The 19,647-nt window shown below is 52.9% G+C and carries 12 protein-coding genes; all 12 read right to left on the bottom strand.

Going from position 1 to position 19,647, the window contains the following annotated elements:
- Window positions 1-2: 2 nt before the first annotated feature.
- Window positions 3-548 (bottom strand): sigma-70 family RNA polymerase sigma factor, encoded by a 546-nt coding sequence (locus HW115_RS05525; RefSeq protein ID WP_178931601.1) that lies wholly within the window; start codon window positions 546-548, stop codon window positions 3-5.
- 119 nt (window positions 549-667) lie between these two features.
- A complete protein-coding gene (locus tag HW115_RS05530; RefSeq protein WP_178931602.1) occupies window positions 668-2,182 on the bottom strand; it encodes a sulfatase in 1,515 nt (504 codons plus the stop codon).
- Window positions 2,183-2,604: 422 nt separating this feature from the next.
- Window positions 2,605-5,064, bottom strand: coding sequence for a family 20 glycosylhydrolase (locus HW115_RS05535; RefSeq protein ID WP_178931603.1), 2,460 nt, complete (start codon window positions 5,062-5,064; stop codon window positions 2,605-2,607).
- Between the two features lie 86 nt (window positions 5,065-5,150).
- A complete protein-coding gene (locus HW115_RS05540) occupies window positions 5,151-6,515 on the bottom strand; it encodes a sulfatase family protein (protein WP_178931604.1) in 1,365 nt (454 codons plus the stop codon).
- Window positions 6,516-6,780: 265 nt separating this feature from the next.
- The gene (locus HW115_RS05545) at window positions 6,781-7,560 is read right to left on the bottom strand and encodes a LamG-like jellyroll fold domain-containing protein (RefSeq protein WP_178931605.1); all 780 of its coding nucleotides are present in this window, start codon (window positions 7,558-7,560) and stop codon (window positions 6,781-6,783) included.
- Between the two features lie 66 nt (window positions 7,561-7,626).
- Entirely contained in the window at window positions 7,627-12,237 is a 4,611-nt protein-coding gene (locus HW115_RS05550) for a sulfatase-like hydrolase/transferase (protein ID WP_178931606.1), read from the bottom strand.
- 36 nt (window positions 12,238-12,273) lie between these two features.
- Window positions 12,274-12,717, bottom strand: a complete 444-nt coding sequence (locus HW115_RS05555; RefSeq protein ID WP_178931607.1) for a hypothetical protein — start codon at window positions 12,715-12,717, stop codon at window positions 12,274-12,276.
- Window positions 12,718-13,161: 444 nt separating this feature from the next.
- Window positions 13,162-13,812, bottom strand: coding sequence for a PEP-CTERM sorting domain-containing protein (locus HW115_RS05560; protein WP_178931608.1), 651 nt, complete (start codon window positions 13,810-13,812; stop codon window positions 13,162-13,164).
- A gap of 25 nt (window positions 13,813-13,837) precedes the next feature.
- On the bottom strand, window positions 13,838-15,355 hold the full coding sequence (locus HW115_RS05565) for a LamG-like jellyroll fold domain-containing protein (protein ID WP_178931609.1): 1,518 nt from the start codon (window positions 15,353-15,355) through the stop codon (window positions 13,838-13,840).
- Complete coding sequence (locus HW115_RS05570) at window positions 15,352-15,939, bottom strand: sigma-70 family RNA polymerase sigma factor (RefSeq protein ID WP_178931610.1); 588 nt, start codon at window positions 15,937-15,939, stop codon at window positions 15,352-15,354. Before HW115_RS05570 ends, HW115_RS05565 begins: the two co-directional genes overlap by 4 nt.
- 92 nt (window positions 15,940-16,031) lie before the next feature.
- On the bottom strand, window positions 16,032-18,788 hold the full coding sequence (locus HW115_RS05575) for a sulfatase-like hydrolase/transferase (RefSeq protein WP_178931611.1): 2,757 nt from the start codon (window positions 18,786-18,788) through the stop codon (window positions 16,032-16,034).
- Window positions 18,789-18,894: 106 nt separating this feature from the next.
- Window positions 18,895-19,611, bottom strand: coding sequence for a PEP-CTERM sorting domain-containing protein (locus tag HW115_RS05580; RefSeq protein WP_178931612.1), 717 nt, complete (start codon window positions 19,609-19,611; stop codon window positions 18,895-18,897).
- Window positions 19,612-19,647 lie beyond the last annotated feature (36 nt).

Raw genomic sequence — 19,647 nt, forward strand, 5'->3', positions numbered from 1 at the left:
AGCTATTTCAATGTGGTCGGGGCGCTTGTTTTGATTTGCACGCATTGTTTCAGTTTGTTGCGAATCAGGTAGAGTGCCTGGGAAATCGATGAGGCCGGGCGGTCCAGTTGTTCAGCCATAGAGTGGACGCTGATGTCATCGAAGTAGCGGGCCTTGACCAGCGCCTGTTGCTTCGGCGTGAGCAGGGCGATACACTCGGCGAGTGATTGTTCCCTCTGGTTCGGGAGGTAGACCTGACTCTGCTCGGATTCCTGGGCGAGTAGCTCCATGGTTTTTCGACTGAAGACCAGTCGGTCGCGAGAGGCATCCCGGCTGGCGGCGCGGACTTGGTTCCATGCAATGCCACGGGCCCAGGGGAGAAATGGGCGGGATAAGTCGTATTCCGATGCCTTACGCCAGAGCACGAGGTTGGTTTCCTGTAGGATGTCGTCTGCCAGTGTGGCGTCCTGAATCAGGGCAAAAATATAGTCGTGTAGCACCACCTGATGTTTAGAAATCAGGCCGATCATACGCTCCTCGGCGTCTGCTGCTATCGGTGGATTGGGCATGGCGAGAGATTGTCCTCACCTTGTATTACCACGTTTGGGTGCCTATCTCACTATGGAGGTGTAAAAAAATGATTTTTTTTGAAGCGATGAGCAGATGCGTGATGGGGGGTGTCGCGCTTTTACGGTTGTTGCTTCGGCAGGGTGAAGGGGTCTTCTTTTGGTGGTTTGGTGGCGTGGGTCGGCCACTGGGCGCCATGCGTTTTCAGGGCAGCTTGCATGTTGAGGGCCATTTGCATGACTCGCTCTGGTTGCTTGGCAGCCAGGTTGTTTTTTTCTCCGATGTCTTTGGTCAGGTGGTATAGCTCGTAGCTGTCATCGGCAAAATTGTAGATCAGTTTGTAGTCGCCTTCGTGGTAGGTGGTGAAGTAATCCGACCGGTGGTCGTGGGGGAAGTGGATCAAGAGTTGCTGGGGGCGGTGGTGGCCGGGTTTTCCGGAGAGGTAGGGGCTGAGGTCGTGGCCGTCGATGTTTTGGCGCGGGTTGATTCCGGCGACCTTTGAAATCGTCGGGAAGAGGTCGAAGCAGGTGACGAGATCGTTGGTGCTGCTGTTGGCCGGGATTGGCAGTGCTTGTTGCAGTTTGTTTTCTGAATTGGGTTTTGCCCAGGATGCAATCATCGGCACACGGATGCCGCCTTCGTATTTGTCTCCCTTTTGAGCCCGGAGCGGAGCACTGAGCATCGGGGAGTCGCTGCCGTTGTCCGAGATGAAGATAACGAGGGTGTTTTCTGCGACACCGAGCTCATCCAGGTGGGCGAGGATATCGCCGAGTGACTTGTCCATGCCTTCGATCATGGTGGCAAAGGCGAGAGAGTCACCTTTGAGCGATGGGTAGTTTTTGGTGAAGCGGGGATCCGGGTCAAAGGGGAAGTGGACCGCGTAGTGAGCCATGTAGGCAAAAAACGGTTGTTTGTCTTTTACCGATTGGGTGATGGCCTTGTTTATTTCCAGGGTGAGAGCCTCGGTGAGAAAGATGTCTTTGCCATGGTAGGCATCGAGGTGGGGAACCTGATACAGCCCTTTGCCGAAGTTTTTGGTGCCGTAGTAGCTGCCCGGGTGGCCGGTTTCCTTACCGGCAATATTGACATCGAAGCCGAAGCTGAGCGGATTTTTATTGGTATCGATGTTGCCAAAGTGGGCTTTGCCGGCGTGGATCGTTCGGTAGCCGGCATGGTTGAGCAGGCGGGGCAGTGGAGGCTCGGAGGTATCGAGGCCGCCACGTTGCCAGTTGCTGGGGGAGTTGTGAGATTTGGTCGTGTTGTTGCCGGTTTCGCCGTTTGGGTAGGGGCTGGTCCAGTTGGTGACGTGATGGCGGGCTGAGTTCAGGCCGGTCATCAAACAGACCCGGGTGGGGGAGCAGACGGGCATGGCATAGGCCCGGGTGAACTTGATTCCTGACTCGGTCAGTGACTTCATGTTCGGAGTGCGGAACAGTCGGTTGAGTGGTGTGGTGATATTGTTGCCATGGGCATCGATGGTGAAGGGAACCGAGGTGTCCTGGATCCCCATGTCATCAACGACAAAAAGCAGGATGTTGGCTTTGCTGGCAGTGGCGCTGGCTGCGGAGGATGATAGGGTAGCGAGACCTGTCAAACAGATCAGGCTAAGGTGGAGAATGAGTCGGAGACGGAGCATGGCGGAGCTGGATCAGGGTGAGTTCAGAAACGGCGCTATAATGTGTGCGCCGAGGCTGAGAGTAATGATTTTGCCTCAAGTCGCAATGCGTGAGATCCCGGGGTCGTGCCGTAATGCAAGTGGTCACTGCAGCTTTGCCATGCGGGGTGGGAGTTGCTTTGAGTTTTAAATCTTTAGCAGGTGTCGGAGTTTGGGGAAGTGGCCGGGGTGAGGCTGCCTGCAGGATGTTCGAACAGGTGAGCGAGATGAGGGTGAGTCAGTTTCCCGGCGAAGTCATGGAACCCATCTTGTAAATCGGTTAGAAGTTTTCAGGCATGTTCTCCGGCTCCGTCAGAAAGAGAGGGAGGGGTGTCGTTGGTTTTTAAAAACTAACAGCATCATGAATAGAGCTCATGCCTGTAAGCGCTGCATCAACCAAATGCTTAATCCTTTGGATCGGTTGAAAACTTGAGCCCTTCGACCTCAGTGAAACCTTTGCCGTCCAGCTGGATCGGGAGAAAGCTGACCGTCCAAGGTTCGAAAAGGTCGGTCGCTTTAAACATCACTTTGTTCCAACCTTTTTTCAGGGTGAGCGTCTGAGGCTGGCGGTAGATGTAGCTTTCCTCGGTCACGGGAGCTCGGTAGCGGCCAGGTTTCTCCCACTTCGGAGGTTTGACTTCCTTGTCGTTGATCCATACCCGGCTGCCTTCACAAGCCCAGTGCCCTTGTTCGGGGTTGCGGCCTTGTGGCCAAGCGAGGTATTTTCGGCTGAAGTTGATCCAGGCTTTTACTTTCATCGCTTTCGGGCTGTAGACATGGGTGAGTGCGTAGCCGGTGTGAGCGACTCCTTTGCCTCCTTCCGAGAAGAGGTCTGCCATGTTGACGGTGCCTCCCCATGTTTGTTGCCATTCCATGGTCTCGCCATTGACCGTGTAGGACTCATTGATTTCTTTTTCTGGACCAAAGACGGCATTGGCATCTCCGTTGTTAGCGAAGGGACCAATCACTTTCCATTGGATCTGGGCATTTTGGACATAGGGGAAATGTTCGGGGCGGAAGGGTTTGAAAAACTTCTCGCGGTGAACGATCAGGCGCTGCTCAAACTCGGTGAAGGCTTGGTGACGTCCGCCATTGATCGGGGTGTTTCCGTCATAAGCGAATTCTTTGTGCCCGGTCGGCCAGTCATTTGGGTTGCCCTGCCAGATACGCTCACCAAAGGCGACGATAGACGAATAGACGGGGGCTATGCGCATTTCTACGTCTTCGTTGACCACCGGTTCATCTGGCCAGTAGCAAAGGATACCGCCGAGGCTTTGGTCGTTTCCCTTTGCGACATCACAGTATTGAGTAAAAAAGTAGGCGCGTGCCTGCGTGATCGGATCATCGACGTTGACATAGCCACGGGAGTCGATGATTGGGTTTTGATCTCGGGGAGCATTCCAAAGCTGATGAATCGTTTCTCCATCGTAGGGGTGAAGGCCATGATGCCAGCTGAGCGTCTTTTTACCTTTGGCTCGAATGTATTTAGTCATCTCAGCGACGAAGGTGGGACGCGTCAGTCTCACTTCGTCCGTGCCGAGGTGGAACATCGGGGCATCAAAAATCTCGATCCACTCGTCAATGAGTTCTTTCAGGACGCGAACGCCGTCGTCGGATTGCATGCCAAAGCCGAAGACCTTGTTGAAGTAAGCGCTGTGACCAGGCATGTCCAGTTCAGGAAGAACCATCATTTCACGTTCTTTACAGTAGGCAACGAGGTCTTTGAGCTCTGCTGCGGTGTAGTATTTCCCTTGCCAACGCGACATGGCTTCTGGGGAGTTGAGTTTCGGATACTTTTTACTTTCCACACGATAACCTTCGTTTTCGGTGGGGTGAAAATGGAAGACGTTGAGTTTGTAGAGGACCATCATGTCGATCTGTTTCTTCAGCTCGTCGATGGAGATGAAGTTACGTCCCACATCGTGCATGAAACCGCGGATCTTGAAGGCGGGGTAGTCGACAATGGAGCAGAACGGCACGGCTACCTTGCCATGCTTCACGCTGGCGAGTTGTCTGAGTGTTTGCACTCCGTAGAAAAGGCCCGCTGAGTCATTGGCAACGATGCTGATTCCTTTGGGGGAAACGTTCAGGTGGTAGGCTTCCTTGCTTGAGCTTTCTTTGACCGTGCCAATTTTCAGGCTGACATTGGCAAATTTTCCGGTTTTGATAGAAATGCGATGCGCTTTGCCATAGCGCTTCAGAGCGTTGATAGCATTTTGGGCCTGCTCCTCTGTGGCGCTTGTGACGGTGAGCTGCCGGCTACTGAAAACTCCTTCTCCCCACCGGGCGTTGACCGGGTAAGGAATGAGGGCTGCTTTTGCTTTGGCGAGCTCTTCTTTGGGAGTGATCCACTGCCATTCGCCATAGAGTGAGACGGCCGGAGCCTCTCCTGTATAGAGAATTTTGGCATCACACCAGTTGGCGTGGTCGCTCCCGATGGTATTGCCGCCATCGGTGACGATGAGTTCCATCAGCTCAGCCCCTTTGAGCTCGAGGTCCACTTGTTTGCCAGTGTCTCCTTTTTTCAGGATGCCGCTTTCCCAAGCTACTTTGCCATCGAGTTTGATTTGAAATTCTACCTGACCTGTAGATCCGTCATCCACCCCGACAACAGCCTGAAAACGGCTGGCTGTTTGGTGGAGTCGGATTTTGCCATAGAACTCAGCATGTGTTCCGAGCCCCCTTTCGTAAACTTTACCATCAACACTGAGAGGTTTGCCGTTGATGTTTTTGTTTTTCTGCGTCTTGCCCCAACCGGAGTGAAAGCCACTTAGCTTTAAAGTATCGAGGTGTTTGGTCTGCTCTGCACTTTGGCCATGAAGCAGCATGATGAGGCCGAAGAGTGTGGATAAAATGGTTTTCATAGATCGTGTGTGTTTTTTGAGGGCGACTCACCGGATTTAAGATACGCACGTTAGAACATGCGGACGCCGGAAGCGGGAGCGGAGTGTTAGCTCTTGCTGAGAGGATCATCTTTGAGCGCTTTCATGCGAGAGTCCATGCGGGCCTGTAGCTTGCTGATCACCTTTGCGTGTTTCTTCTCATTGATAAGGTTGATCGTCTCACCGGGATCGTTTTTGAGGTCGTAGAGTTCATCTTTGTTCTCTACTTTGTAGTGACGAATGAGTTTCCAATCCTTGGTGCGGATCATGCGCATGGAGTGTTTTGCATCGTTGATCATCTGATACTGACCAAAGACTTCGGTGCGCCATTGAGCTGGTTTCTCGCCTTTGAGCAATGGGGTAAAGTCATAGCCGTGGTGTGGTGTTGCTGATTGGAGTCCTAGCATACCAGTGATCGATGGAAGCATGTCGATGTTGGCGGTCATGGCATCGACTCTGGTGCCTGGTTTGACGACTCCAGGCCAGCGAATCATAAGCGGCACGCTAATGGAAGTTTCGAACATGTTCGGTCGGCAGCCTTTCTTGTCTGTGGTGATCCAGTAGCCGTTTCCTTTGAACCGGAGTCCGTGGTGACCAATGTTGTAGCCGTGGTCACTGGTGAAGATGACGATGGTTTTTTCTTCCAGACCCTGTTCCTTGAGAGTCTCAAGAATACGTCCCAGGTTACGGTCCACAGCGCTCACCGCAGTGAGGTAGTTTCGCATAAGCTTGGCGGTGTTTTTATTGAGGTTCGGGTAGTCAGAGATGGCTGGCTTGAGGTCTTTTGTCTTCGCTTCATCAATGCTTGGCATTGGGCCATAAGGCGCGTGTGGCTCACGGTAGTGGACTAGGAGGGAAAAGGGCCTGGACTTGTTCTCTTTGATGAAATCAATGGCGATGTCCGTGCAGATATTGACCGAGTCTCCCGTGATCGGTTCGGTTTTATTTTGGTTGTCAGTGAAGATCGTTTTCTTAGGGTGCCAGCCACCAGCTGGGTTGCCCTTGAAGTAAGTGAACCCGTTGTTTTTAGGGAGTGAGGCTTCACGGCTACCTAGATGCCATTTACCGATGAGACCTGTGGTGTAGCCGTTTTGACGGAGGATTTCTGGCCAAGAGGTGAATTTATTACTGATTCCGTTTTTCTGTGATTGGCCACCTGTAAGCCAATCTGTGACGCCTAGTTCCGTGGAATGGCGTCCGGTCAAAAACGTGGCTCGGCTCGGGGAGCATACTGGGGAATTGACAAACGCGTTGGTGAAGATCGCTCCATCTTTGGCTAAGCTATCCATGTGGGGTGTCTGGATGTCGGATTGACCATAGCAGCCAACAGACCATTGAGATTGGTCGTCAGTCACCACGGTGATGACATTCCATTTTTTCTGAGAAGCCTGCGCAGAAGCGAGTAGTAAGAAGGTGAAGAGTATCGTTTTCATCGAGTTGTGATTCATGGGAATATCTTGGTGGCTTCAATCTGAATGGTTTGCAGTTGTTTTACAAATGTTTATTGCTCTGTGAAGCTTTGGCTTATGCCCACGTGGCATGGTGTGTGTGACCCTCCATTGATTTTTCTAACGATGTTGGACGAGAGAGTGTTGGGTGAACGAATGTCTATTGAATATTCTGAGCCAAGAAAAATCCCACCCAGCCGAAGCTGGATGGGATCAAATCAATACAAATGATGAATGAAGGCGGATTTATTTATCTGCGCCTACGAAGTATCAGTGAAAGTCCTGCGAGGCTGAGGAGTGCGGACGAAGAGGGCTCAGGGATAGTATTGAGCTGCGGGCCTTCAGCGAGCAAGGTATCGAGGGATATGCTGGCATCATCGTAGATTTTTACATTGGCCATATCCATGCGCAAGAAGGAGTCATCCCCACGATTCACCCCTAAACGAAATTGTTGAAGTCCGCCCGGAGTGGTGTCTATATCCTCGGCCACTTTAACAGCACTGCCGACGCCTTCTTCGGTGATCCAGAGTTCGGTGGCGGTACCTGTTTTTCTTACGATGAAATTATACCATTTGTCTGCTGTGAGATTGCTGGTCGCATAGGTAACCCCTGAGACGCTTGAATTCGAGACAACACGGATATTTCCTCCTGAGGAATCCAGTTGCCAAGAGAAGTCAGTGCCCGCCCCTCCCGTATTGTTGGAGAAAATCCCCTGATAGTTTCCTTGGGTCCAATCATCGGTTCGCACCCACAAGGAGACGGTAAAATTACTCGCTCCTCCCGGCCCTGCGGCCTCGAGGTGAGCCTCGTTTGTCCCGTCGTTGCCGGGGAAGGTGGCAAAGCCTTCGGCATCCAGGCCGACGTTGGCTGTGCCGTTGGTGGTTTCTGTGAGGTCATAGGTCCCTTGTTCGTCATCCAGTAGGTTACCATCGGCAAAGTCGTAATGGGCAATCAAGGCTGCTTGGGAAGGCAGGAAAAGGGCCGTCGACAGTGTGGCGATCAGGGTGTTTTTGGAGAAGGGGAATGTCATGGTGGATATAAGAATTTCAGATTGCTTTAAATCCTATCGGAAAGGATAAAGTGAAGGCAAGTACAATTATTCAAGCTCGACACGGAAGAATATTTTTGAGCTGGAGGTGATTCCCAGATTGTAGGTGGTCATTGATCCAGGGGAGGCCGAAATCGCATTCGCTACTATGGTAGTCCAATCCTCGAGGTCAGTGCTGGAGCGGATAAGAAAGGAGTTGCCGGGTGAAGATGGCCACGTAATTTGTAGGGAGCCGTCGGGTAAATTGGCGGGGTGACAGAAAAAGAAGCTATTGGAATCGAGAGGGTCGGTGCCGATTTTGGCTTCCTCGCCATCGTTGATGTTGTCGCCATCGGTGTTGTCATTGTCCGGATCGGTTTCGCCGGGGTCAACGAGGCCATTACGATTGGGGTCTTCGATGTTGTCGTCCAGTGAGTCGTTGTCGGAATCGACACCCGCAAGATCGGGCAGGATGACTGGATGAGTGTCGTTGGCAGCAGAAGGAAGTCCGAGTCCATCCAGGTCGGGGTCATAGGCTCTGAGAATTGGATAGGGGGCGCCGAGGCGCTGGAGTTCCTTGGCCATACCACGGGCCATGGTCATGACGCGTTCGGGATGGGTGGCTGCTAGGTTGTTGGCCTCATGGATGTCGGTAGCGAGGTTGTAGAGCTCGTAGGTGCCGAGAGGGACATTGGTGGAGGTGACGGGGGAACTGGTGGTGTAGTTGTAAATCAGCTTCCATGTTCCTTCGTGGTAGGTGGTGAAGAAGCTGCTGCGACTACTACATGGGGCGTGGGTGATGAGTTTTTGCGGGCGGTGGGTTCCTGCCACACTTTTGAGGTAAGGGCTGAGGTCGGTTCCATCGATCACCAATGGGGCGCCATCATCATCTGTGGTGGGTAGAGGGATTCCGCAGGTGGCAAGAATCGTTGGAAAAAGATCCTCCACGGAGACGATATCGTTTTCCCGGCTGGCTGCAGGGATGGTGAGTTTTTGTTGGTGGATGTTGGTCCCATCTCGTTTTGCCCATGAGATGATCAGGGGGACGCGGATACCGCCTTCATAACGCATGCCTTTTTCTCCACGCAGCGGGTTCGTCATGGTGAGGGTAGGCGGGTTATTTGGGCCGCGTGGTTTGGAGTCGCTACCATTGTCTCCGAGGAAAATGACGAGGGTGTTTTCGGCGACCCCCAGTTCGTTGAGTTTAGTAAGCACATCACCGAGTGATTGGTCCATACCTTCGATCATGGTGGCGAAGTCGAGCACGTCACCGCTCAGGCCCGGGTAGTTGGCGGTGAAGCGTGGGTCGGGGGTGTGGGGGTCGTGCACGGCAAAGTGGGAAAGATAGGCAAAGAAGGGTTTGCCTTGATTGACGCTGTCTTCGATCCGCTCGTTGAGTTCACGGGTGATCGCCTCTGTCACAAACACAGGCTCGTTGGCATGAGGGTGGCTGGTAGGGTAGGTGGTAGGATCAATATCGTTGTAGGTTTTGTTTTGATATTCGGCAATGAAGTGAGAGGGTGGGCCAGAGTTGGGTAGACCAAAGGCGGTGGAGTGGTTTGAGTAATTGCTTCCCTGCTGGCCGTTGGTGGAGGCAGAAATGTTGACTTGAAAGCCGTAGTAGTCGTCGGCGGGTGATGCTGGTGTGATGTAATTGCCGGCATTGGCATTGAATGCATTGCCGATGTGGCCCTTGCCGGAGATGATGGTTCGGTAGCCGGCATCGCGCATGACCTCGGCCAGGGTTTTGTTGAATGCCTTGAGTCCGGGGTTCGGTGGAGCTTTGAGGTTGTGCAGGTTGCCGCCTCCACTGATGTATTGGATGGTGCCGTGACGCGCCGAGTTTTGACCGGTGAGGAAGGTGACCCGTGTCGGTGAACACACCTGGCAGGCATAGGCACGGGAGAACTTCATTCCTTGCGAGGCCAGGGTTTCCATGTTCGGAGTGCGGAAGTGCCGATTGTCAGTGGTGAAGGCTGCAAGCCCGACCGAAGTGGGGTCGATGCGATCGATTTTATTTCCTGCGTCGTCATAGTTGAAATCCACCGAACAGTCCTCGGTTCCCATGTCATCGACAAGGACAACGAGAACATTCGGAACCGTCGGGTTCAAATAGATTGGGAGGTTTTCGACGATGCTACCATCGCTGTTGATTGCTGTTAAGCTATAGGTCGTGGCCTCATTGACGGTCACCGCGATTTGTTGGTCCGGGTCATTACTGACATCGATATTGCCCGGGTTGATGGTCAGAATATCGGCATCAGAGACGTTCCATGAGAGTGTGATCGTTTGGCCTGCGTCGATCAGGGTGTCACTTGCGCTGAAAGCATTAATGGTAGGCAAGGTGACGGTTGTTGTCCTCCCACTCAAGGTGAGATCGTCAATCGTATGAGCCCGTTGAGCCAGCGTGTTGGATCGACCATCCGGGTTACTGAATTTCCATTGTATCGTGAGTGTTTTGTTGGAAATGTTTTGAAGTGCTTGCTCTGCTGAGAGATCGAGGAACACATCTTCTGAGTAAAACAGATCCGTTCCCGAAGTGTGCTGGGGTAAGTTTCCTGTCGTACTATAAATGTCGTTGATCCCATCATTGATGGATAATGTATACGTAGGGGTTAGGCTATTGCTGCCTTTTTCATTGAAACCGTGTTCGAAGCTCAGCGAATTAAAATCAAAAGATTTTCCGGAAGGAATCGTGAGGGTGAACGACATGGCTTGTGCCCCGCTCGTAGCTATATCGGAGTCGTTTCGGGCGGCTACGCCAGCTCTTGTTTCTGATCCGAGGGAGCCTGAAGTTCCTTCATCTGGAGCATCGGGGAGCACCGTAATGTAGCCTGCACCTGCTGGGGCTGTGAGTGTAAAGTCGCTGACCACGAGCCCTGTGTCATTGCTGGTTGCGACTTCAGGAGAGGTAGGGTCTTCGAAATCCCATGACACCGATGACTCATTGGATCCTGCCGCAAAATCGGCACCAAGCTGAAGTTGCCCTGCGGTATCATAGTGAACGGTATCTGATTTGAGGCTATAGCTATCCGTGGAAATCATCCGGCAGGAGGGGATCGCGTTAGGCGACCCAGAATCCATATCGGCGGAGGCTTGCTGGGAACGGATCAAGTTGCGGTAAGCAAAGCGAGGGGCACTTGGGCTGTAGGGCAATACCTGACCAAAGACCATCGGCAAATCCGTGGGGTTAGCTAAACCCAAATCCTCAGCCAAGCGATCACGAAGACGTTTGAGGTTAGCGGCATTTCGTCCCGCAGAAAGTTCCATTTTACTGTCCTGCTCACCCTGCATCCAAAGAAATTTTCTAATCACCGGGGTGTAGCCTGTGGCTGTGATGTCAGCGATCCCTGCTTGAAAAATGGGTAACAACTTGTTTTTATACAAGGTTCCTTGATTGGGATCGGTTGAGCTTATTCCTGGATAAAAAGTGAGCCGACCAGGGCCAGGCGGATCACCCTTCCAGGTATTGGTATGATCATCATAACTACTGCCGCTCCATGCTGAGTCGAGAGGCATACCTGAAGAGGCATACTTGATAATATAACTCTTGCGCTTGGGGTTTGAGACGGCATGGGCGAAGGCGAGTTCGGGACCGAACTGGCCCGCAGAGGCCGTTACGGTAGTGCCCGGGATGAAAGGCTCGAAGCTGCTGCCATTCCAGTAATAAACGTTGGCGGGAGCGGTGAGTTGCTGGGGTGTCAGCTCGCTGATCTTGCCAAGCCCTTGCATGTTGGACTGGCCACCAAACAGATAGACGTCCACGTCCTGTCGCATGGTTACGGTGGCCGAAGCTGTGGCGGGCAGGGCTCCATTGAGGGCAGTGAGTGTGTAGGTAGTCGTATCTTCAGGTGAGAGAACCAACGAACCGGAAGCCGCGACTGAGCCGATTCCCTGGTCGATTGAAACAGAGGTGGACCCGGTCACATTCCATGAAAGGGTGATGGTTTCTCCTGAATCAAAAAGGGCGGGGGTGGCTGTGAACGATGAAACGACGGGTGGGGGAGTCCCAATGTAGCCGTCCAGGGTAATCCCATCGAAGGAGGCATAAGAGCCGCCGTCACTGCCGGTCTGATAGATTTCCAGAGTGTAGGCGCCGGCACCAAGTGTCGTTCCCGACAGGTCAAATCCGACGCTGTGGTATGCGGGGTTGCTGCCATAGTTTTCTGTCGAGCTAGCAGTGACGGGGGCACCCAAGGTGCCTCCGCTGAGCTTGTAAACAAGATCGGAAGAAAAAGATTGATCGCCGCCTGCTCCGTTGGCGTGTCCGGATAGCACGGTCAAGGTCGTGGGATGGCAAGTATCATTGAGGGTGAAAGTGAAGCTGAAACCGCGGTTCCTGGGGGTCGTTCCCGCGTTGTGGTTTTCATTGATAAAAACCGTGTTGGCGTTGGCCATGACGGCGGTGCCATTGCTTAGCTGGGCGAAACCTCCATCTGCGGCGACACCGCCGTTGCTGTTGATTTTGGTGAGATTCGAAATCGAGGTAACGATCGCATTATTTGTCCAATCTGTAATTGTTAGGGATGTGGAGCCGCTTGAGTTATCAGCATTGCCAGTGAGCACTGTGGCTCCTGTGTTGGCCGTAAAATCAGAGCTGAACAGAGTGGTCTGGGCTGCACCTTTCAGGCTGAGTGTCAGAAAAATAAGTAATGTGAAGAAGTGAGTTATTGATTTCATAGGAAAATGAGGAAGTTGGAAATGGCAGAGGGGCCTTTATCGACAAATGAGAGAAACGCCTCCAATACTCAGAAGGGTGGATGGTTTGAAATGGGATAACCTTGTTCCCGACAAAAGAATATGATCGACGATGTGAGAGCGGTTAAGTCCACCGTGTCGCTTTTCTTGGGTATGAAATGTCAGCGTGAAGGTGACCTCAGTGTTACTGAGATTTTTCAGGCCGTTGAGTTTTACTTTTTCTTTGCGGGAGCGATTTTCTATACGAGAAATCGTTGTCAGGGATCCGGTTGGCGGACGGGCTTGTCCCTGAGAAATCTGAAGTGACCAGGATGGAGTAATGTCATTGGGATGGAACTGCTCATCGAAGCCGTAATCGAAACTGATCTGGTCGAGTGATATTGAGGTAGCGGCATCGATACTGACCTTGAACGAAAGTGTATGATTGGGTTCACGAGCAGAGAGTTTGGCTTTATGGTTCATGAAAGACGCATACAGCGTGGGTGATGAGTCAGCCCCCCCGATGACCATTGGGGATATTTCGACACCAGATGAAAATGTGTGTTGACTGACTTTTCCGGTGTTAGAATTAAAGTCAAACAGAACGCTCGGCGGATTAGCCTTCAAAGCTGGAGAAGTGATGAGGGATAAGCTCAGGATGGATTTAAGCATAAGGACTAGTGCCGGATAAATTAGGTTTTCGAACAGGATGATAAAATAAAGCTAGGCAGCTCATGTGTTTCACACGAAGGCGCTAAGCCGCAAAGTGATCAACCCATTCTTTCCTTGGCGGCTTTGCGTGAGTTTTCTAACTGCGATGAGATCACCCCGACACGGTTGGAAATTTTACAGCCAAAGAGTAAATAAAAATCGGTGACCAACCAGAATGATTGACCACCGATTCAAAACAGTATGGTTATTGGGTTGTTACTTACGGCGACGCAAGATCAGTGCAATTCCACCGAGACCGAGAAGGGCTGTGGAGGATGGCTCTGGAACCGCAGTGTATGACACTGCTATATTATCAATTCTATAATCATTACCACCAATTGTGGATTGAAAACTGAGGTCTCCGGTTGTGACTCCGTCTGAAGTAATTACGAAATTAAATGACTGAGAGCTGATAGATTGAGTAACCCCACTGGCTGCTTGTGTGCCAAGCCCTGCGAAATTAATAAGTAAAGTGCTACCGTTACCAGCATTACCCCTCCATACATCAAATTCGACTGTGACAGTGTCTCCGGTATTCAGAATGAAGCCGCCGAGATTCTGACTAATGGTTTGATTCATGACCAAAGCAGCATTGTTCCCCTCTGTAGGTTGAGTGAAACCTGAGCCAGGGTTGATTACATAACCAAGTTGGGTAGTCGTATTGGATTCAGTCCATCCTGTGATCGTTCCATCACCGGAATTACTTGTAGTTGCGTCATAAAAACTAGTAGATGATTGAGAGTTATTTTGTCCATCAGCTACAGTTTGAGTTTCAAATCCAGCATTCAGCACAGTGATTGTGGTAGCTGCATTGACGAAGCTAGCACCCGCAAGGAGAGCCGCTGATAATAGTATGGTTTTTTTCATAATAGTAGTTTCTGTTTTGGTTTAATCACTGGGCGAATAGATGTTTGGCTTCTTTTTCAGACATATATCCATCAAAGATTTTCAGTTCATCGATTTCTCCGGTGAAGAATTTTCGTTTACCTATGTCGGGGTAGAGGTCGCAGCCGATCATGAGGGGCACGGCTTGATTCGTGATGATGGTGGTTTTTGGAGCGGTGGCTTCGCGTGCCCCCTGGGCGCCGGGGATAGTTTTGGCTTTGTGCCCATTGAGGTAGATATCCGCTTGGGGCAAGCCCTTGGCGTTGAGCTTGCCGGTAGAAGTGATGGTGATGTGTTGCCATTGATCCGGCTGAATCGGCTGGTTCGCTGTGATCCAGCTGTTCCCCCATGAAAGACGCATTTGGGTGGGTGTATGCGGGCCTTCGTTATCGAGAGTAACTTTCCATTTACCGTTCTTTTGAGTGCGGTCACCCCAGCCGACGATTCCGGGGTTTTTCCGGTAATCGGCATGAGCAGGGATTTTCAGCCAGAAGGCAACGGTGCGTGGGCGCTTGCCGGCAAAGCCTTGCCAATCGGTGATCACGTGTTGCCCCTTGCCGTTGAGGGATAGAGCTTCTTTGTTTTTCCCCGGAACGGGCAGAGGAGAGCCGATGGCTTTGGTGTGGATCTCACCCGCTGCCGGGTGGTTGCCCGATACTTGATAGCCACGTTGTTGATCAAACGACCAATGAAGGAAGGGCAATGACGAGGGTAATGAGGCGAGAAAATTTTCGCGTTTGGTGGGGATGGTGACTAGTCGGCCGACAGGGTCGATGCGGCGCGCCTCGCCGGCGATCAGAGTCGTTGATTCCTTCCGCAGCCGGAGTGCGGTGACTTCGATCTTCCCATCCAATACGTGCACTTCATCGTGGTCGTTGGCCTTGGCGAGAACCCCAAACTCCGTGCCGAGGTCGACGATGTCGAGCTCTCTGGTTTTCACCGTGAAGCCTTCGGCTCCTTTGGGGACGTGGAACCAGGCGGTGCCTTGCCCTAGGTAGAGTTGTTTATCGCTGTGTAGGGTGAGGTCGGCGGGCGCCATGACGATGGCTTTGACGCCGGAGCCGAAGTTGAGCTCGGTGCAGCCTTGGCTGAGCCGGAGTCGGGAGCCAGGCTGCATGCTCTGGCCGACGGGTTGATTGTTTGCCCCGTCATGGGTCAGGGTGAACTGGGTGCCGGGAGATGTCTGAAATGCCACTGATGGTGGCTGTTCGGAATCGACAAAAAACAGGCGCATGACGACCAGTGAGATGGCAAGGATGGCGGCGGCAGAGAGGATGGAAACCCTCGCCATTTTCTGCTTTTGAGAGCGCTGTGCGAGCTCGGCAAAGTTCTCAGCATCACTGCTCAGGCTGAGTTCCCCTTTGGCGAGACGGGAGAGGCCGGTGTCCATGGCCGAACTCAGGCAGTAGAGTCGCATGGCTTCGGGGTCTTGTTTCAGATAGCTGAAAAGTTCCCGTTGCTCGGTATCGCTGAGCCGGCCGTCCAGGCAGTCTTGAATTTGCTGTTCGAGCTGATGGCGGTTCATGCGGTTTCTCCTTTCGCTGCGAGTTTGGTTTCGATGCAATGACGCAGCGAGGTTCGGATTCTGAACAAGGTGACGCGGAGCGATCCGGAGCTACGACCGGTGATGCTCGAGCACTCTTTGATGGATTTTTCCTGTTGGTAGTAGTGCATCACCAGCGAGCGTTGTTTGTCATTCATGCCGGCCAGACAGAGTCGGAGGGCGCGAATCACGGAGCCATCGCCGTTGGTCTCCACATCGGGAAGCTGCTCTGACTGCTCGATGATGTGGTCGGTCAGCTCGTCATCGAAGACCAACCAGTTCTGGCGTTTCTGGGAGGTGAGCCAGGCCCGGGCTTCCCAGCGGGCAATGGCAAAGGCCCAGGCTTTGAAGTTGGTGCCGATTTCGAAGTCCTGGCGTTTTTTCCAGAGGGTCAGATTGGTGCGTTGCAGGACATCTTCCACACCAGGGTCACCGGGAAGCAGGCTGTGGAGAAAGGCGTGCACGGCCCCCTGATGGGCTGTCAACAAGACAACAAAATCATCACCATCCTGAGCCTGATTTTGGGCCGGTGGTGTGCTGCTTGTCTGTTTCTCGGAGATTTCCACTGCATAAGGATACAGCAGAAATGACGACGCCTGTTAACAAAGTGCAGAAATTTGGCAAAAAAAAATGATCAAGGCCCGTGTCGGGCTCCAGATCAGGAGTCGGTGGCGGCATCCAGTTCGACCCGAAAAAAGAGGGGCCCGCTAAGCGGTGGGCTGAGCCTATAGTTTGTGCTGCTGCCAGCGGAGGCCGGCAGACCGCTGGTGACAACGGTGGTCCAATCGACCAGGTCCGTTGAGCTCAGGATGGTGAAGCTGGTGCCGGCGGCGGACGGCCAGGTGAGGAGCAGCGAGCCGTCGGCTTGCTTGGTCGGAGTGCAGAAAAAATGGCTGTTGGCATCCAGGGGGTCGGTGCCGAGTCGGACCTCATCGCCGTCCGGAATGTTGTCGCCATCCGAATTGTCGTTGTCCGGGTTGGTTTCCCCCGGGTCTACCAGGCCGTTGAAGTTCGGGTCTTCGTTTGTATCGGGCAGGCCATCGTTGTCGCTGTCGACGGTAGGGTCATGGGGGATCGAGACCACGTTGCCGCTGGGGGCGGTGGTGCTGGTCGTCGGGATCAGCGCGCCACGGTCACCCCAGCGCTCGGCGAGCCCCTGGGCGAGAGCGCGGGACATTTGCATCAGGGTTTCGGGTTGGCTTCCGGCGAGGTTGTTGCTCTCAGTCGGGTCGGAGGCGAGATGGTAGAGTTGGTGACTGTTGTTTTGGAAGTTGTAGATCAGTTTCATGTCACCCTGACGGATCCACGAGAAAAAGTCGCTGCGGTGGTTGTGGGGGTAGTGGATGACGATCTCTTGGGGGCGGTGGGTGCCGGGTGTGGCGGAGAAATAGGGAACCAGGCTGTGGCTGTCCTCGCCAAAGTCATTGGCTGACGGGAGCCCGGCGGCATTGAGGAAGGTGGCGGGCAGGTCCCAGGAGGTCACGATATCGGTTTCGATGCTGTTGGCCGGGATCGGGATGGCTTGTTGGAAGCGGTTGGTGGCATCGGTTAGTGCCCAGCAGGCAATCATCGGAACCCGGCTGCCGCCTTCCCATTTGGAACCTTTTTTTCCCCGCATGGGAAAGTCACTGAAACTTCCAGATGGCAGGCCGTCGACGGTGACTGCCGGGCTGTCGCTACCGTTGTCTCCGAGAAAAACAATCAGGGTGTTTTTAGCAACATTCAGGTCGATGAGTTTCTGCCGGATTTCTCCCACCGCGATGTCCATGCCTTCGATCATCGTGGCAAACTTGGTGTGATTGGATCCGGTGGAGCCGCTGTAGTCACCACTGGCATCCGGGTTGGTGGTGAACGGGGCATGCACGGCGTAGAAGGACATGTTCAGGAAAAAGGGTTGGCCGCGGCCGACGGCTTCATCCAGTGCCTTGTTGGCTTCGATGGTGAGGGCTTTGGTGAGAAACATCGAGCCGTCATAGGCTTCAAGGCCGGGCATGCCGCCGTAGCCTGCGGTTCCGATGTAACCGCTGTATGGGTGCCCCCAGCGACTGCCGCCGATGTTGACATCAAAGCCGAGATTCAGCGGGTCAGCTCCGGTGGTGCCGGATTGGCCAAAGTGCCCCTTACCAACGTGGATGGTGCGGTAGCCGCCTTGTTGCAGCAGTTTGGGTAGGGTGACATCGGTGTGATCGAGCCCCTGGCTACGCCAGTTTGTCGGGGAACCGTTGCCTCCGCCGCCCACCCAGTCGGTGACGGCGTGGCGGGCGCTGTTTCTACCTGTCATCAAGCCGGTGCGGGTGGGACTACAGACCGACTGGGCGTAAGCATTGGTGAAACGCATCCCCTGGCTCGCGAGTGTCTCCATATTCGGGGTGATGTAGAAGTTGTTGAAGTTGTATTTTTTCGGGGCACCTTCGGCGTCAAGGTTGAAGGGGACGGAGGTGTCCTGGGGGCCCATGTCATCGACGAGGAAAAAGACGATGTTTGGTCGTGGCGGGCCAACGAAAATGCTTACGCTTTGTGTCACGGTTCCGTTGAGATTTTGTGCACTGATTGTGTAGGTTCCACTGGTGTTCACTGTTATGTCGGTGCTTCCGTCACCATTGGTTGAGAAGGGTAACAGACTGATGTTTCCTGGGTTAAGTGTGAGGTTGGTCGCGCCATCGGTGATCCAAGAGAATGTGACGCCGGAGCCCGGTGTTACGTAGGCTTTGCTTGAGCTAAAGGAGGTGATACTTGGTGTAGGGGGGAGCCCATTGTCACCCGAGAGTGTGATGCCGTCATAGATGGCATAGGCGCCGCCACTGGTCATGTCGCTTTGGTAGACTTCCACTGTGTAAGTTCCCGCTCCCAGAGTATGACCGCTCAGGTTGAAGGCAACGGAGTGATAGGCTGGAGCGGTTCCGTAGTCTTCGATGCTATTTGCCGTGATCGGGGTGATGAGATCTCCCCCTGAAATGGAGAGGTTGAGCTTGGATGAGTAACTCTGATTTGAGTTTCCTGTATTGTTGGTATGGCCGGAGAGAACGGTGAGGGTGGCCAGATCCCAGGAATCCGTGAGGGTAAAGGTGAAACTGTAGCCACGCTTGGTAGTGGATCTGTCGGAATCAAGATTGTGATTGCGGCTAAGAAAAATATTGTTGGCGTTGGCGTAAGTAGCCGATCCATTCTGAAGTCGAGCAAAACCACCTGCAGTTCCGCTGTCGCCCGTACTAATAGCTGTTAGGTTGGATAGATTCCCGACCGATGCATGTTTGCTCCATGTTACTCCAAGTGTTGGAGCTCCCGAGGTATTGTCTGTGTTGCCCGCCATCACCGTGGCTCCAGTATTGCCATCGAAATCTGATGAAAAGATTGTGGTCTGAGCGTGGCCCTCGAGGGGAAGTAGAAGAGAAACGAAAAAGGCTAACAGTTTCATAAAAAATGATGGGAAATGGTGATAGGTTCGTTGTGAAAAAATCGCCCGGTAGACGAAGTCCACCGAGCGATGTATAAGATGTGATAGCTCTCGCAAACGCCGGCAATTACTTGCGACGACGTAAAATGAGTGAGATGCCACCGAGGCCGAAAAGGGCTGCCGAGGTCGGTTCGGGAACGGCGGTTGCTTCTAGTGTGACGCCGTTATAAATGGCATAAGAGCCACTGGCATTATTATTTTGAAAGACCTGAAGAGTATAAGTCCCAGCGCCAAGTGTAGTTCCAGTCAGGTCGAAGTTCACAGAATGATAGGCCGGAGCAACTGAGTAATCTTCTGTCGATATACCTGTTACCGCCGCGCCAAGCGTTCCTCCGGAGATAGAGAAATTAAGATCGGATGTGTAACTCTGATCTTGAGTGCCAGTGTTAGTCGTATGCCCCGAGAGAACATTTAGATTAGTAGCGGCCCATGAAGTATCAATCGTGAACGTCAAACTGTATCCATGATCAGCGGTGCCTTGGTTATGATTCCTACTTAGATAAATATTATTAGGCCCAGCATAAGTTGCTGTGCCACCTCCGAGTTGGGCAAATCCACCACCACCTGTAGCAATGGCCGTAAGACCAGAAATAGAGGTTACCGAGGAATCCTGAGTCCAGTCCGTGATCGTGACGTTGGCACTACCACTGGTATTGTCGGTGTTTCCGGCAAAGACGTGAGCCCCGGTATTACCGTCAAAATCACTCGAAAAGAGTGTTGTCACGGCCGCATTGGCAAAGCCAGCACTCGCGATGAGGCTGGTTGTTAGTATGGTTTTTATCATATTCGTATTGGGTTGTATTTGGTTTTGGTTTCTTCT

The sequence above is a fragment of the Oceaniferula marina genome (genome assembly GCF_013391475.1).
Taxonomy (GTDB): Bacteria; Verrucomicrobiota; Verrucomicrobiia; order Verrucomicrobiales; family Akkermansiaceae; genus Oceaniferula; species Oceaniferula marina.